The organism is Methanobrevibacter wolinii SH, from assembly GCF_000621965.1.
Lineage (GTDB): Archaea > Methanobacteriota > Methanobacteria > Methanobacteriales > Methanobacteriaceae > Methanarmilla > Methanarmilla wolinii.
In genome coordinates, this window is record NZ_JHWX01000024.1 from 1 (window position 1) to 16,441 (window position 16,441).

Genomic DNA, 16,441 nt, shown 5'->3' on the forward strand with positions numbered 1-16,441 from the left:
GTTTTTAAAACCATTAGATGAAAATATTTGTTTTGATTTTCTAGAACCAATAATTTTAAATATTTTGTCCAACATAATATAATTTGGGTCGTTTTTATCAAAATTTAAGTTATGCAACATTTTAATCGTCAAATATATATTTGTTGCACTTATTATTTAAATTTATTGGTTTAAACGACCTTTTTTTATTAAATTACTAATTTTACAATTGTATTATTACAAAACAAGAATATACAATAATTAAAAATATAAAAATAAGAAAAATGAGGGCTCAAAAACAAGTCAAAAATTCAGGCCCCTAAAAAATATTAGAATAAAATATAAAAAACTAAAAATAATTTAAATAGAAAATAAAATACCTAAAAAATTTTTAAAAAATAAAATAAAATAAAAAAACAGAAAGTGAAAAAAAAATGTTCCTAAAAAGCAAATTAAGAAAAATTAAAATAAAAAATATAAAAAGCGATTTATTTTTTTAATCCCTAAAAAGATATTAAAAAAATAAAAAAATATTAAAACTACTCTAAATTCATTCTAACAAGAGGTTTTGCAAGATGTCTACGTGCTGAAACAGGAGTTTCATAAAACTTACCATTTTCAAGGCTACGTTTAATTTTATGTGGTATTTTATTTGAATTTCTTATTTTATAATCACAATGTTTACATTTAAATCCTTTATTTTTACCAGCAGAAGTCATTGTTTTATTACATTTAGGACATACTGGATTTTTATAAATTACATCATTTAATTTTAAAACCTTAAATTTTTCAATATTATAAGTGTTTTCTTTACCAATACCACCATATAAACGTATTTTATCTCCAGGTCTAAGTTTAGCAACAATTTTTCTAAAATTTTTAGTTGGTTCATAAGCTGCTGCTTCAATTTCACCAGAATCATCCATTAGTGTAAAGAATAAATGACCTCCTTCAATAGTGTATGGTTTATCTTTAACAATACCATCAACTATATATGAACTATATTGTTTCATATTAGCAATATTTTCTGCTCTTGCTAAATGCATATCTGTATGTTGATTTGTTAAAAATATACAATAAGATTCAACAGGTTCACCTAATTTTACAATCTCACGAGCTTTTTCTAAACTATGATAATCATTTGCACGAATACCATATAATACTGGACATGGAGTATTTGGTTCTATAGCCATATATTTACCATCAATATTTTCAAATGTATCAGTTTCCCTATCCATACGTACAACAGAATCATAATCAATATGACGTTTAGTTCCTCTATTTTCAGGAGTCCTATATGCCAAAAGTTCATATGTATAATCAGTAAGTTTACAACTCATTGCTGCAAGAGATCCAATAATTCCTCTACCTTTCTTAAATTTATGTATCTCTGCACCAATATGATTTGCAAAATCTTCTGCTTCTTTAATGGAAATAATTTCATGAAGTGTTCTGTATGCATAATTTTCCATTTCTTCAGTTATTTCACCATCATAAAAAACGACTCCTGGATTAGTATTATCACAATCAAACATTGCAAGTTCTTCAACTTCATCTAAAATAATTTTCTTTAAAACATCTAAACTTTTAGTTTTAAATTGTTCTTTAGGAAGTTTAAAAGAAACTCCACCATTTCCACGTGTTTTATGTGGTGCAAAAGGATTTAATCTAATTAATCTAGGAAATCCATCAATTATATAACCTTCAGATTTAAGTTTCTTTAATAAAACATTACAAAGATATGTAGTACACATACCATCAGGAGAATCAGTATCATCAATTCCCACATAAATATAACTTATAATAACACATCCTAAATTTATACCATTAAATATATAGTAATAATACTTAATAAAATTATAAGAACTTAAATAAACTATAAAAATACAAAAATAAGATAAAAATATTATATAAAAATTGAAAAATAATAAAAAAAATTAATTAAGCATATATTATTTAATAAAAAATTTGAATAAATAAGAAAAAAATAATAAATCCTTTTAAGTATAAATAACATAAATAATACTATAATAAAATAATAAAAAAATCATGAGGTGGTTTCCTATGGTAACAAATAGGAAGCAATTGATTCAAGAAATTAATAAAATATTAACAACAGAAGGTTTTCAAACCTCAAATATTTATAATCAAAGTTGTTTTGATATGTTAGCTCGTAGACAACTTATATTATTATTGATGAAAGCACTTGTTAATATTGATAGTGTTAATGAATCACATGTAGAAGAAATTAGGAAAATATCTAATGTCTTTTTAGCAAGCCCAATACTTGTAGGACTTAAAACAAGAAACCATCTATTAGAAGAAGATGTTGTATATGAAAGACATGGTATTCCTGCAGTAAGTATTAATACATTTAAAAATATGATTATTAATAATGAGTTCCCAGAAGTTTTAGCTGATCGTGGAGGATACTTTGTTAATATTAATGGAGATGTATTAAAAGAATGTAGAGATAAATATTCCCTATCATTAAAAGATCTTGCAAATTTAGCTCATGTATCTCGTGAAACCATATACAACTACGAAAATGGAAAAGTTAAAGCAAACATTGAAACTGCAATGATGCTAGAAGAAGTTTTAAATACTAAAATCACATTTGATATTGATTTATTAGAACCTTACCAAAATAATGAAGATATAGAAACCAATGATAATAATGATCTTGCTAAATTAGGATTTGGAGTAGTTTCTACAAAAAAATCACCATTTGATGCACTTGCAAAACCAAATACTGATAAAAAAAATAAAGAAAGTCCTCTAATTACTGATTTAGAAAAAAATAGAGATATTAAAACTCTTAAAAGGATGGCAGTTCCTCTTAAAGATTTATCATTAATTACTTCAGCAAATCCTTTCTTCATTATTAAAAACGATAAATTTAAAGAATCAATTGAAGGAATTCCTGTAATTAAATCATGGGAATTAAAAGAAGCTGATGATTCAGCTAAATTTATAAAATTAGTTAAAGAAAGAGCTAATGAATAGTTCTTCTTTAATATACTATTTTTAATACAAAGCTTATTAAGCAAATATAAACTTTTTTTAATAAAAAACAATATAAAATTTACTACTTTTTAAATTCATAAGTTTAGAATTAAAATAATATAAAAATTAAATTTCTCTAAATGTACTAAAAGTTTGTTCAGCCTCACGTTCTGATGCAACACTTACAGCTACCATATCAACATAATCAAGTGTTTTAAGGAAAGTAAAAGCTTCTTTAGGACTCTGAATACCACATGCTAATATTCTTGAAACAATAATTTTTTTATTAATTTTATTTAATAAATTTGACATTTCTTTTTGTTCTTCATCCATAAAAAAGTCTACATCCATAGTATATCCTATTTTATTAATTGGAAGCATATAAAAATCATATAAATTAGAATCTAATTTTCCTTCTGCAAGTTGACGGCTAGTTTCAAATGGACGTGAAGTAATAATACCTGCTAATGCACCAGAATCTTTAATTTCTTCAAGTATAGAGGAAGTATAATCCCAATCATATGCATCAACTAAAAAGTCATCAATTAACATAATCTGAGAATCATATTTAGAAAAAGTCCCAATATCTCCTAAACAATCTGCTTCTTGACGTGCTCTTTCCATATCAGGCATTAAATAATTAATTTTAGTATGGCCAATAGTAGCAATAATTTCCATTTCAGCTCCTTCTTTTTTAGCAATATCTAAACCATCAAGAATAAATTGATTATTTGGGATATTCATACTATGAATACCTTCATCAAATGATTTATTAATAATTTTAGAAATAGCATCAGGTTTATTATACAAATCTATCTCATATAACCTAGTTCTATGACCAAAATAACCTTCACAAGTCATAGGAGCATAACCTAAAATTCCACGAGGAATACTTAATCCTTTATAATTTAAATTATCTTCAAAAATAATATCAACACCAAAAAATAATTAAAATTAAAATAATAGTATACATTTGTTTATGTAAATATCTATTATATAATATTAATAATTTTTAAAATTAGTATACCTAAAAATATAATCAAATTAATAAAGTATTATTAATAATTAAAAATAGTGAGTTTATAAAAATATAAAAGATTTATATTAAATTAAATTTTAAGAAAATCATAAAAACATTAAAAAAAAACTTATTAAAACTTATTTAAAATATAAACTTCTAAAACAACTAATTTTAAAATTAAAAATAAAATTGTATTGAATTTAATAAATTCAATAAGCAAAATCAAATTTTAAATTAAAATATAATTAATAAATTTAATTAAAAATTAAATCAATCTAATTTTTTAACAACAACTGCAGTACCATATGCTAAAACTTCTTGCATATTAGCAGAAATTGAATCTGAATCAAGTCTTAAAGAAATAATAGCATTAGCCCCTATGTCTTTTGCATGGCCAATACATCTATTAATAGATTCATCCCTTGACTCTTCCATCATTTTAACATACTGTTTAATCTCTCCACCAATAAGACCTTTAAGTCCTGCACCAATATCTCCACCAAGACCACGAGCACGGACAGTCAAACCATATACAAACCCTTTAGTTTCTAAGATTTCATATCCGGGCAAAAAGTTTGCAGAGGATAATGGAAACTCTTCTACTTTAACCATATTAACACCTATTTTAAATATAATAATTAACTAAAAATAAAAATTTTTAAAATTAAAAATTAATAAATCTTAAAAATTTAAATTCAAATTAATTAATTTTTATTAAAATAAATTTTAAAAAAATACAAAAATTTACTTTAATCATAAATTTAAATATCAAGAATTACATAAATAAACCTATAATATAAATTAGTATTTTATATAATTAATTAAGATGTTATTTTATATAAATTTTTATATAATAATATAAATCAAAACTTTGTTTTAATTAAATATTTTTTAAATAAAATATTTTAAGATTATAAAATGTTTAAAATAAACAAAGTTTTCATAACTTTAAAAAATTTGTTTCAATAAATAAGAGATGAAATAAAAACTTTTTAAACTAACTAATTTTATATTAAATAGAAAATAACTTTAAAATTATACAATAATAAAAAAAATATTATTTCAGGTGAAATGATGAAAGTACTCGTTGCTGATGCAATTGACCAAAAAGGTATAGACAAACTTAAAGAATTTGCAGATGTTGTAGTTGATACTTCAATTACACCAGAACAATTAAAAGAAACCATTAAAGAATATGATGGAATTGCAGTAAGAAGTAGAACTAAAATGACTGCTGACATTATTGAAGCAGCAGATAACCTCAAAATTATTGGAAGAGCTGGTGTAGGAGTAGATAATATTGATCTTGATGCTGCTACCAAAAGAGGAATTATGGTAGTTAATGCACCAGAATCAACTTCAATAACTGTAGCTGAACATACTATGGGATTAATGTTATCTGTAGCACGTAAAATCGCTATTGCTGATAAATCCACTAAAGAAGGTAAATGGGAGAAAAAATTATTCAAAGGAATGGAACTTAAAGGTAAAACCCTTGGTGTTATTGGAATGGGTAGAATTGGTTCCCAAGTAGTAAAAAGATGTAAAGCATTTGAAATGAGTGCTATGGCATACGACCCATACTTACCTCCAGAAGTTGCTCAAGACATGGGAGTTAAACTTACTGATTTAGATGATGTTCTTAAAAATGCAGATGTTATTACTATACATGTTCCACTTACCCCAGAAACCACACATTTAATTTCAACTGAACAATTTGCAATAATGAAAGAAAATGCAATTATTATAAATTGTGCTCGTGGTGGAATCATTGATGAAGATGCATTATATCATGCTCTTAAAGATGGAAAAATAGGTGGAGCAGCTTTAGATGTATATGAAGAAGAACCTGCAAAAGAAAATAAATTATTCGAACTTGATAATATTGTATGTACTCCACATATTGCAGCATCAACTAGGGAAGCTCAAAAAGGAGCAGCTATCATTATTGCTGATGAAATTAAAGATTTATATGATGGTAAAACCCCAAATAATGTAATTAATATGCCTAGAATGAATAATAGTGATTTTGAAGATTCTTCAAAATATTTAGAATTATCTCAAAAATTAGGTAGTTTTATTTCACAATCTATTAATGGCCAAGTTAAAGAAGTTTCAGTTATTTATGGTGGAAAAATTGGAGAATTAAAAAATAAAGAAATTTTCACTAGAAGCATATTACAAGGATTATTAAATCCTATTTTAAGTAGCCCAGTAACTGTTGTTAATGCACCTGCAGTAGCTGAAAGTAGAGGTATTTCTGTAACTGAAGGAAGCAAAAAAGATGCAAAAGGATACGATTCCTTTATTAAAGTAACAGGTAAATCTGATAATGATGAATTCTCAGCAGAAGGAACAGTTCTTCATGAACCAAAAATATTAAAAGTAAATGATTATTGGGTAGATGTTAAACCTGAAGGACATATGTTTATTGCAAGATACAAAGATGTACCTGGAACCATTGGCACAATCGGCACTAAATTAGGAGAAGCAAACATCAATGTTGGTGTCATGCAAATTGGTAGAGACACTGTTGGTGGAAATGCAGTTATGATTTTAACAGTAGATCATGAAATTCCTGAAGACATCTTAAAAGAATTAAGTGAACTTGAAAATGTTCACGATGCAGTTAAAATTAAATTATAAATTATAATTTTAACTATTTTTTCTTTTTTATAGTATATTAAAATCCTATTTTTTATAAAAATTTAAACAAGATTTAATATTTAAAAATCAATTTTAAGAAAATTTATTCTAAAAATTTTGATAATTTCAAGAAAGCTCTTTTTTAAAAAAAAAAATGATTTTAAAAAAATATTATTTTTAAATAAATTAATAAGTAATTTTTAATTAAAAAATTATAAAATTAGATAAAATAAAAAAATAATATAATTAAATTTAATCATTTATAAGATTTTTAAAATAATAAATAATAAAAATAAGAAAAACAATATAAAAATAAACTAATTTTAACCTTTGAATAATTATTTAAATACATTAAATAAATTTTTAAAATAGTAATTCGATAAACTTAAATATATCGAAATACAATTATTTTATATGAAATTATGTACCGATGGTGAATGCGATAAAATAAACTTAAATCCAATTCTAGAAAAAATACCCGAAGATAGTGAAATATCGAATGAAGCAGAGATTATAAAGGCACTAGCAGATCCAACAAGATTAAAAATAGTTTATATATTATCTAAAACCGACGAACTCTGCGTATGCCAAATAATTGAAACACTAAATAAATCACAATCTACAATTTCACACCATTTAAATATATTAAAAAAAGCGAAGATAGTTGACTGGCGAAAAAAAGGGCAATGGATTTATTATTCACTTAAAAATCCAGGTATAATAAATGGATTAAATATTATATTTGATAAGAAGACAGTTTATAATTTCTCATCATTTAAAATTACAAAGAAATAAGGTAAGACCATGATAATTAAAGAGAAAAATGAAAAAGTAGCTCTTGCAGCATGTACTGGAATGAGTGCTAATGGACTTGTAAGTAGAGTTGCAGTATATGATGCACAAAAAGAATCAGATAACATAATACACATTTGTATACCTTCAACCGCTGCAGAATCAAATAAACTAATTAAAAGAATAATCAATAAATATCCAATAATTGCAGTGAATGGATGTGAAAATTGCTGTGTAAACAAAATTCTTAATAATAAAAACATTAAAGCAGATGAAACAATTAATGTAGATAAAGAACTTGAAAATTGCGAAGTGAGACCAATAAATCCTGCAAGATGTGGAAAAAGAGAAGAAATTGCAATAGAACATATTAAAAAAATATTAATAGAAAAAGCAAATAAATTAGAGTGATAAAATGGAGATCAATATAGAAAAATGGGATAAATGGGCAAATAATTCAAAATTTTTATTTTCTGGAATAAATAAACATAGAAAAATAGCGTTTTTAATAAATACAAATGAAAATGAACTTATAATATTTGAAAAAGTGGAAAATGGGATTAATGTATCATTGCTTAATAACATTGAAGAGATTAATGAAAAAACTGCAGACATACTATTTGAAATAAAAGAGGAAGATGTTAATAAAATATTAGATGAAGATAAGTTCAGTAAATTTACAGAATTAACAGCCCAAGATGAAATTAAAATATATGATTTAGTAGGAGTTAAAAAGCTTATTAAAGAAGGATATGAACCATTCTTATCAAAAATTGGTTTAAATATAAATAACAATTCTTGCTCATGTTGTTGTTGCTAAGGAGTTAAAATGAAAATAAAAGCAAAAGAAAATAATGAAGAATTAAAGGAACTCATCAAAAATAACGAGTTTGACATTAAAGTAAATTATGATAAATCTAAGATAAACAAACCATCAAAAATAAAATATGAATATGATGAAAAAATTATTAATAAATTTATAGGATTATCAAAAAAGGAGGGTTTTACAGATATTGGTTTTACAAAAGTAAGTTCCGATTTAATTTTAAATAATGCACCATTAGAATATGATAATGCAATAGTTTTAGTTTATGAATTATATGATAAAATAATAAAAACAGAACCTGGCGTATTGGCCAAATCATATAGTGATTATTTTTATGAAGAACTTGCAAATAAAACATATAAACTTTCAGATTTCCTAAGAAAAAACAATATAGACACAGAAGTAATTCATCCAGAATATGAAGAGTACATAAATTTCTCAAAAATAGCTGCTAAAGCAAACTTAGGAGAAATTGGAAGAAGTGGATTACTTATAACTCCAAAATTTGGTCCAAAAGTAAAGTTTTCAGTGATACTAACTAGTGTGGATTTACCTAAAAATAAAAATAAAGAAGATTATTCTTGGATTAAAGAATATTGTAAACGTTGTAAAAAATGTATAAAAGCATGTAAATATAATGCATTGAGTGAAGATAATAAATTAAATGCTAAAAAATGTAAAGGTTGTAATGAAGGTTGTTCTTATTGTATAAGTAACTGTCCATTTTATAAAAAAAATTACAATGATATAAAAAGAAAATTCATAAAATTTAATAAAAGAATAAATAAAAAATAAAATTTATTTATTATCCTCTTTATTTTTTATAATAATTTTAGGTATTGGCATTCCTGGCTCAAGATTTATAGAAATACCTCTTTTTGCATCTTCTGCATCAATTACAATAGAATTATTTTCATCTAAATCATCAGGACCAATAACAATAGGATTAATAACTTCTGATGGAATATAATCTGTTTCTTTATATAGTTTATCAAAATCATCATAATTTTTTGGATTATCCTCAATATCATCTAAAAATTTTTCTGCCTCATCAGAAAAAGTTTCACCATCTTTTAAAATATCATCTTCATCAAAAAATTCATCAAGATTAAGTTCATCATTACGAATATCACTATAATCCCCAATAGTATAACCTATAGGATTACCACTAGAATCATATGCTTTAAAAGTTTGAAGACTATAAGGTAATCTTAAAATCATATGAAAAACCCCTCTTTTTGAAAATGTCATTAAATCTGCATCAGAAGGCTCAGCACTTGGTCCAGGATGAGAATGGACAGTACCATAATACTTTGTATTAGGTGGAATCTGATCATAATGAAGAACTGCACCAGTATCAGAAGTTTCACCAGGAATGAATATTAAACTAGTGATATATAAAATATGGTTCTTAATAGTTCCATCAAACATAGATAAAAATTCATGAGGATATGCTTCTTTTGCATAATAAACAACAGATTCAAGTACTTCCTTATCTACACATATTTTATCAAAGGAATTATCTTTAGAACCAAATATCTTCGAAAATAAACCCAAAATCACATCCCCTTTAAATATTATTAAATTTATATTTAATTTTCAATTAAGTCTTTTTTAACAAAGAATTTTCTATCAAATTTAGGAAGATTAAAGTCTCTATATAAATATTTTTTAACAACAACATCTTCAGTATCTGTTTTTTTATTATATTGTTTTACATGATGTAAATTTTTATAAACTGCAAAACCTCTTTTTTTCCAATTGTCAATTTCATTAAAATCAATGCCTTCTTCAGATAATAAATCTTTAATATCAGACATATCTAAACCAAATAATTTAGATGCTGCAACATCAGCAGGATATTTTCTTTTTAATGACCATATACCATAACCATTAATACAATTTCTCCAAGATTCATCTTGTCTCCATTTAAAGTAATCAGAAATTTCATCATCACTTAATGGGATAATACGGGAATCAAAAGAAATAGGTTTTCTAAATGTTAAAGAATTAGTATTATTCTTAGTTCCAAGACCTAAAACTTTTTTAAAACGTTCATATTCTTCTTCATAATCTTCTTGATTAAATAATTTTTCATTATCAATAGGAAATTCGTTTAATAATCTTGAAGTTAATGAACCTGATGCAAAGCTTGCAAATACAGAGTTTAATTTTTCAACTCTACCATTAAATGGAATATCATTAAGTAAAATATTAATTTCATCAGAAAAACTATATATAAATACTGGAGAAAATTCTTTCATAATATCAGTACAAACATCAGACATAGCTTTTGCAAAACGTGAATCATATGGTTTATTAAAATTTAAATCACTAGATAAAGTATGGAAATTACGTCCATCTAAACGAATAATTATTTTATTTGCTTGTGAAACTTTTAAATTAGAATAAATTTCAAAATCTTTCATAGAATTATTAGACATTTTTACACCTGTATTATTAATATAAATAAATTCAAACCTAGTTAAAAAAGTTGTAATTAATAGATTTATTCTAAAATTAAGTATTTTAAAATTAGAAATAAATATATTTTTAATTTAAAGAGTTTCAACGAAGTTTAAACTTGTATAAATTATTTATATACTAATTAAAGTTTGACAATTATTAAAAAATCTATAAATTTTAATTAATAAAAAATTAAAAAAATTTATAATATATATAATTTTTAATTTAAATATTATAAATATTTTATATTAAAAAAGCATATAAACTAAATAATAAAATTTTAAAAAAAAGTTAAAAATAAAAATTAATAAAAATTATGTTCCTATTATAAAATGTTCATCTAAACTCCTTAAAAGTTTAATTGCAGAAAGTGCTGCTAACATACTTGTTTTAGGATTTGCAGTAGATGGGAAATTCATTGTACGTGTTTTTAATTCTCCAAAATCACCTTTAACAACAACTTCATGAATATTCCTACTTACTTCAGGATCAACAATAATTTTAACATCAATATCCATTCCAGATGCTAAAGATAATGTTGCTGCTACATTAATATTTTTAGGAAATTCTTTAACAGCTTCAGATGCTTTACCCTCAAATAAAACTTCTTTTTTATCTATATCTCTTCCAAGAGATTTAGGAGATTTACGAGTAGTTAAACTAATACTAGAAATATTTTTAATAGATGCTGCTTTAATAGTATCTACTCCAGTAATTGCACCAGAAGGAGCATAAATTTTTGCATTATTATCTTTTGCAGATTGAATCAATTCATTTCTTAATTCAGTATCCATTAATGCACCAACACTCATGGTTATTATATCAGTACCACTATTTAATACTTTAAGTGCAGTTTCTCTTACTGAACTTTGAGATGCAGCTTCAAGAACAAGATCCACATTACCGAGCATATCTTCAAAATTTGAAACAGCTATACCATTAACGAAATTTGCAAGCTCTTCAGCTCTTTTTCCATCTTTATCATAGAAATATTTTATTTCAATATTAGTATTTTCATCTTTAATATTTTGAGCAATAATATGAGCTATTGCACCACAACCAACAATTCCAACTATCATTAAAATCACTTAACTTAAAAAACTATTTTAAAACTTCAAAATAAAAATAAATTAATTAATAAAAGATATTTATAAAATTAATAGTTAAATAAAACCATTTTAAATTAAAAATAGTAAAACCTATAAAATAGAAATAAATAAAATTTATAAAATTAATTCGAAAAATAAATAAAATCCTAAAAATATTATTAAAATTTAAAAATAAAAATTTTAATTAAAAATTAATAATTTGGATTTTGAACTTCTTGTTGATTTTCAACTTCTTGTTGAGGAGCTTGTGTTTGAGGAACATTAGGTCTTTTTGCACCTGGTACTTTATGTCTTACATCAGGAGTATTAATTAAGATAATATCTCCAATTGCAGTAACTTTATCAAAACCAATATTAAAGGAACCTTCTTGATAAGATCTCATTTCATCTTCTTCAGGTACCATTTGAAGACCTCTTTTCATAATTTGTCTAAATCCAACTTCCCTATTTCTTTGAGGTTCTACTGCTCTAATAACTAATTTTGAAATTGTACCTAAACGAATGTTAAGAACTACATCTTCAACTTTACCAACATATTTTCCATGTATTGTATATATATCTAAATTACGAAGGTTTGAAACTTCTACCATATTCTTCACCATGTCAAAAATAATAATTGACTCTGTTGAAATTCTTAAGATTAATTTTTCTCGAATTTAAAATTTAATTAATAAATAATTTAAATTTTTAAAACATGTTTTCAACATAGCCGAATAATTAAAATAATAATTTTAATAATTATAAAACTTTTATATTAATAAATATTTGTTTAATTCATAATATAAATATCTTATTAACAATACTTAAATTTTAAGTAATATTTTTAAACAAAAAATAAAATTAAAATTTTTTAAAAAATTTATAGGATTAAATAAAAAATAAAATTAAAATTTTAAAAAGATTTAACTTAAATTCTATTTACACAAGAAAATCCAAAAATAGATTAATGTTATCTTATTTAAAAAAATTAAAAAAAAATAATAAATTAAACAAAATTAATAAAAATTAGAATAATTCTTAAATTGTTTAAAAATACCATAATTTATACTGAAAAAGTATATAAATATTATAAAATAGAAATAATAACATTAATCTTATAAAAATAAGATTTCAATATAAGATAATTTTGGAGAATATTATATGTGGGATACATCTAAAGATTATAGAATTTTAATTGCAATGAAATCACAAGAAGTTTTTTTAAATACTATACGTACAGGTAGTTTTAGGGGAAACTGGAATAAAAAAGCTGCAGTTGATGAAGCTAAAAATATGAATAGTGCATTCCAATCTTTAAAATATTCTTATTTAGAAGGTGAGAATCTTACAAATAGTCCTGATGTAATTGAGTTAGAAGAACATGCAAATAAAATTATTGAATTTTTAGGAGGAAAAGAATGGAATCATAACTTTATAAATGCTACTCCTAAAGATGAAAGACAGAAAACAGAAGAGAATATTGCAAAAGTACAATTCTTTTTAAACTCAATTCTTGGACTCAAACAAAGATTATCTTATGGTCCAATCAATGACCCTATAATTGGTATTGATATTAAAAAAGGAGAAGTAATGAGTGTTAGTAAACATCCTAATGCAGATAATCTTATGATGTGTAATGTAAACCTTGGTAAAAAAGCAGTACAAGTAATTACTAATGATAAAAACGTTAAAGAAAATAACCAAGTAGGTGTATCATTACTTCCACCACAAAGCTTTTTTGGTGAGGTTTCAGAAGGAATGTTTTTAGGTTTTGATGGAAATATTTTAAAAGATGTTCAAGGAGAAATTGGTCAAAATCCTAAAGGAATACCAATGGAATCATTAAATACCACACGTAATTTAATCGACACTTTTTTAGATAAATAAGAATCATTATTTTAAAAAAATATAAATTAATAAAGAGATTTTTAAAAAAAATCAATAATATTAAATATTATTCAAAATTACTTATTAAAAAGAGATTTCAGAAGGAAAAATAATAATGGCAAATATGGAGGAATCACCAAATAAATGGCCAATACTTGCAGCAATGTCACTTGGAGTAATGATGGCTTCAATAAATACAAGTATTTCAAATGTTTCATTACCAGATATTGGAATTTACTTTAATAGTAGTGTAGGTATTACAGGACTTGTTGCTACAGCTTATTTTATCTCATTTATAGGGCTTGCACTTTTTTCAAGTAAACTTGGAGATAAATATGGACATGACAAAGTATTTATTTCAGGTGTAATTGGTTTAATAATAACATCTACAATGTGTTCATTTTCACCATCAATTGAAATATTAATTTTAAGTAGATTCCTACAAGGAATTACAGGATCTCTTCTTCTTGCTAGCCCAATGATTATTTTAGAAAAAGCCTTTTCAGTTAATCATTTAGGTAAAGCTTATGGAATTTATTCTGTCTTTGCAGCTGTAGGACTTGCAATAGGACCAACAATTGGTGGTATATTACAAAGTTTATTTAATTGGAGAGCAATTTTTTTAATTAATGTTCCACTTGGAATCATAACTCTTATAATGAGTATTTATTCATTAGACAGAATTGAAACAATGGACGTTGTATGGGATATTAAAGGATTAATAAGTATCTTCTTTGCAACATTATTTGTAATTACTACATTAAATTGTATTGAAGATAAATTTTATTTATATGGATTAATATGTGGAATAATAACTGCAATTTCAACATATGCATTTATTAAAGCAGAAAAGAATGCAGAAGATCCATTGATTAATCTTCACCTATTTAAAAATAAAACATTTACTGCTAATAGTATTAATCTCCACTTAGCATATATCGCAGAATACCTATTTATTTATGCACTACCTTATTTCTTAGAAAAAGTAGTTCATGACGGCCCTGGAATGGTAGGTGTTGTATTAAGTGCTGCACCAATATTAATGATATTTATTGCACCACTTAGTGGAGAAATTACAGATAAAAAAGGTCCAGTATTACCTACAATTCTTGGATGTATTGTATGTATAATTTCTGCAATATTACTACTTCATACAAATATAAATAGTCATGGAATTGATGTATTCATAATGTTTGCAATTTATGGAATTGGTTGTGGTCTTTTACAATCCCCAATTAACAAAGCAATTATGGTTTCAGTTCCAGAAGAGTATAGTGGTACTGCTTCAGGAGTTATTCCAACATCTAGAAGTTTAGGTATAAGTTTTGGTGTATGTTATGGAAGTTTAATATATTCATTTACAGTACCAAGCCAAATTATGCAAAAAAATATACTATTTGGTAGTGCAGCAAATGATTTAATATTAGGATTACACCATATTGGAATACTTTCTATTGTGTTAAGTATAATCGTCATAATACTTTCAATATATGGTAAACCACAAAAAGTTTCAGCAAATAAAATATAATAAAAAAATTTACATAACTTATTTTTTTTAATTTTTTACTTAAAACCAAAAATACTAATTTTAAAAACCAAAACAATACTTAAAAAAAATATACCCCATAAAAAAAACCAAAAAGTATTTAAAAAATATAATTAACACCATAAAAACTAAATTCAAAAAACCAGATAATTAAAAAAAGCATGTATAAGATAGAGGATAAATAAAATATATCTCTAAAAATCTCATTCTTAAAATAATACATTATACTTTTATGGTTATTAAGAAATATTAAAAAAGATAATTTTTAATTAAAAAAATCATACTAAAATAGGAACAACATCTGAGGAAGAAATTTCAAAACCAATATCTTCTAAAAAATTATGGAAACCATCATCACACAATACTTTAGGACTAACTAAGAAAAACATCATTGCACGACAAGATCTTAAAAGTTTTTCAAAATTATGTAATGTAAAATCATTAAGAACAAAATCTAAATCAATAGGTTTAATTTCAAATAGGATATCTGCATCATCTGAAGTAACCCTATTAAGATTCTCTTCAATAGAAAAATTAACATGATCTGCTTCTTTAGTAAGCAAAATAATTTTTTCATTAAAACCAGATATATTGAATGCTATACTTTTACCAACCGATACATTATCCCATTCATATTTTATATGATCCAACCAGTTTTCCCATTTTTCAATATTAAAATAATCTTCCTTCATAAATAACACAACTTAATTTAATAATCAATAGAAATTATAAATATATAAATTTTTTTATTAAAATCAAAAATAAAAATTTATATATAAAATAGATAGTTCTAAAAACTACAAACAAAAGAATATAAAATATTAAAAAATACTAAATAAAATAAAGTACTAAATTAGACAATTAAAAGAAAAGAACCGTTTTAAAACCTACGAATAAAATAAAATTTTTACCATAATTAACAATTTTAAATAAAAATAATACCCAAAAGAATAGTTTTAATCTGAAAAATTAGATAAAACTTTAAAATTTTAATTTCTAATTTATAGTAAGTATTATATTGAAAACCTGTTTTTTAGAATTTTAATTTTTAAAATGAAAACAAATATCCCAAATTTAAAGGATTTCAACAAATATGTTTATTTCAAAAAAGAAGAAAAAAGAAAATAAATTTATAAAAAGATAAATATGTTTATTTCAAAAAAGAAGAAAAAAGAAAATAAATT

General features: G+C 23.8%; 16 protein-coding genes and 1 pseudogene. 8 read left to right on the forward strand and 9 right to left on the reverse strand.

The features are described 5' to 3' along the window. Positions 1–120: pseudogene (locus T523_RS08980) on the reverse strand (IS5-like element ISMefo1 family transposase); the annotation flags it as partial. Positions 121–518: 398 nt separating this feature from the next. After that, positions 519–1,772, reverse strand: a complete 1,254-nt coding sequence (locus tag T523_RS03525; RefSeq protein WP_394296272.1) for a TiaS agmantine-binding domain-containing protein — start codon at positions 1,770–1,772, stop codon at positions 519–521. 271 nt (positions 1,773–2,043) lie between these two features. Between T523_RS03525 and T523_RS03530 the strand changes: the two genes are divergently transcribed. Further along, positions 2,044–2,985 carry a transcriptional regulator gene (locus tag T523_RS03530; protein WP_042707550.1) on the forward strand — a complete coding sequence of 314 codons (942 nt, stop codon included), beginning with the start codon at positions 2,044–2,046 and terminating at the stop codon, positions 2,983–2,985. A gap of 126 nt (positions 2,986–3,111) precedes the next feature. Here the strand turns inward: T523_RS03530 and T523_RS03535 are convergent, their stop codons facing one another. Further along, positions 3,112–3,846, reverse strand: a complete 735-nt coding sequence (locus T523_RS03535; protein ID WP_052334627.1) for a hypothetical protein — start codon at positions 3,844–3,846, stop codon at positions 3,112–3,114. A 430-nt stretch (positions 3,847–4,276) separates the two neighbouring features. Beyond that, positions 4,277–4,618, reverse strand: a complete 342-nt coding sequence (locus tag T523_RS03540) for a heavy metal-binding domain-containing protein (RefSeq protein ID WP_042707551.1) — start codon at positions 4,616–4,618, stop codon at positions 4,277–4,279. A gap of 462 nt (positions 4,619–5,080) precedes the next feature. On the opposite strand from T523_RS03540, the gene serA reads away from it, so the two are divergent. From serA to T523_RS03565, 5 genes are all read left to right on the forward strand, one after another. Then, positions 5,081–6,652 (forward strand): phosphoglycerate dehydrogenase, encoded by a 1,572-nt coding sequence (gene serA / locus T523_RS03545; protein ID WP_042707552.1) that lies wholly within the window; start codon positions 5,081–5,083, stop codon positions 6,650–6,652. Positions 6,653–7,066: 414 nt separating this feature from the next. Next, positions 7,067–7,447, forward strand: coding sequence for an ArsR/SmtB family transcription factor (locus tag T523_RS03550; RefSeq protein ID WP_052334628.1), 381 nt, complete (start codon positions 7,067–7,069; stop codon positions 7,445–7,447). Between the two features lie 9 nt (positions 7,448–7,456). Continuing rightward, positions 7,457–7,855 (forward strand): putative zinc-binding protein, encoded by a 399-nt coding sequence (locus T523_RS03555; RefSeq protein WP_042707553.1) that lies wholly within the window; start codon positions 7,457–7,459, stop codon positions 7,853–7,855. A 4-nt stretch (positions 7,856–7,859) separates the two neighbouring features. Continuing rightward, positions 7,860–8,264, forward strand: coding sequence for a hypothetical protein (locus T523_RS03560; RefSeq protein ID WP_042707554.1), 405 nt, complete (start codon positions 7,860–7,862; stop codon positions 8,262–8,264). A 9-nt stretch (positions 8,265–8,273) separates the two neighbouring features. Continuing rightward, positions 8,274–9,065, forward strand: coding sequence for a 4Fe-4S binding protein (locus tag T523_RS03565; protein ID WP_042707555.1), 792 nt, complete (start codon positions 8,274–8,276; stop codon positions 9,063–9,065). 3 nt (positions 9,066–9,068) lie between these two features. Here T523_RS03565 and T523_RS03570 read toward each other — a convergent pair whose 3' ends face one another. The 4 genes from T523_RS03570 to T523_RS03585 form a co-directional block, all read right to left on the reverse strand. Further along, entirely contained in the window at positions 9,069–9,827 is a 759-nt protein-coding gene (locus T523_RS03570) for a Mov34/MPN/PAD-1 family protein (protein WP_042707556.1), read from the reverse strand. 35 nt (positions 9,828–9,862) lie between these two features. Further along, on the reverse strand, positions 9,863–10,714 hold the full coding sequence (locus tag T523_RS03575; RefSeq protein WP_052334629.1) for a tRNA(His) guanylyltransferase Thg1 family protein: 852 nt from the start codon (positions 10,712–10,714) through the stop codon (positions 9,863–9,865). A 336-nt stretch (positions 10,715–11,050) separates the two neighbouring features. After that, positions 11,051–11,815, reverse strand: a complete 765-nt coding sequence (locus tag T523_RS03580; protein ID WP_042707557.1) for an aspartate dehydrogenase — start codon at positions 11,813–11,815, stop codon at positions 11,051–11,053. Positions 11,816–12,036: 221 nt separating this feature from the next. Next, positions 12,037–12,435: a PRC-barrel domain-containing protein gene (locus T523_RS03585; protein WP_042707558.1), complete on the reverse strand. Its 399-nt coding sequence runs from the start codon at positions 12,433–12,435 to the stop codon at positions 12,037–12,039. 550 nt (positions 12,436–12,985) lie between these two features. Here T523_RS03585 and T523_RS03590 point away from each other — a divergent pair. Continuing rightward, positions 12,986–13,711, forward strand: coding sequence for a tRNA-binding protein (locus T523_RS03590; RefSeq protein ID WP_042707559.1), 726 nt, complete (start codon positions 12,986–12,988; stop codon positions 13,709–13,711). Positions 13,712–13,826: 115 nt separating this feature from the next. Continuing rightward, positions 13,827–15,239, forward strand: a complete 1,413-nt coding sequence (locus tag T523_RS03595; protein ID WP_052334630.1) for an MFS transporter — start codon at positions 13,827–13,829, stop codon at positions 15,237–15,239. 296 nt (positions 15,240–15,535) lie between these two features. Here the strand turns inward: T523_RS03595 and T523_RS03600 are convergent, their stop codons facing one another. Continuing rightward, positions 15,536–15,949 (reverse strand): hypothetical protein, encoded by a 414-nt coding sequence (locus T523_RS03600; RefSeq protein ID WP_042707560.1) that lies wholly within the window; start codon positions 15,947–15,949, stop codon positions 15,536–15,538. Positions 15,950–16,441 lie beyond the last annotated feature (492 nt).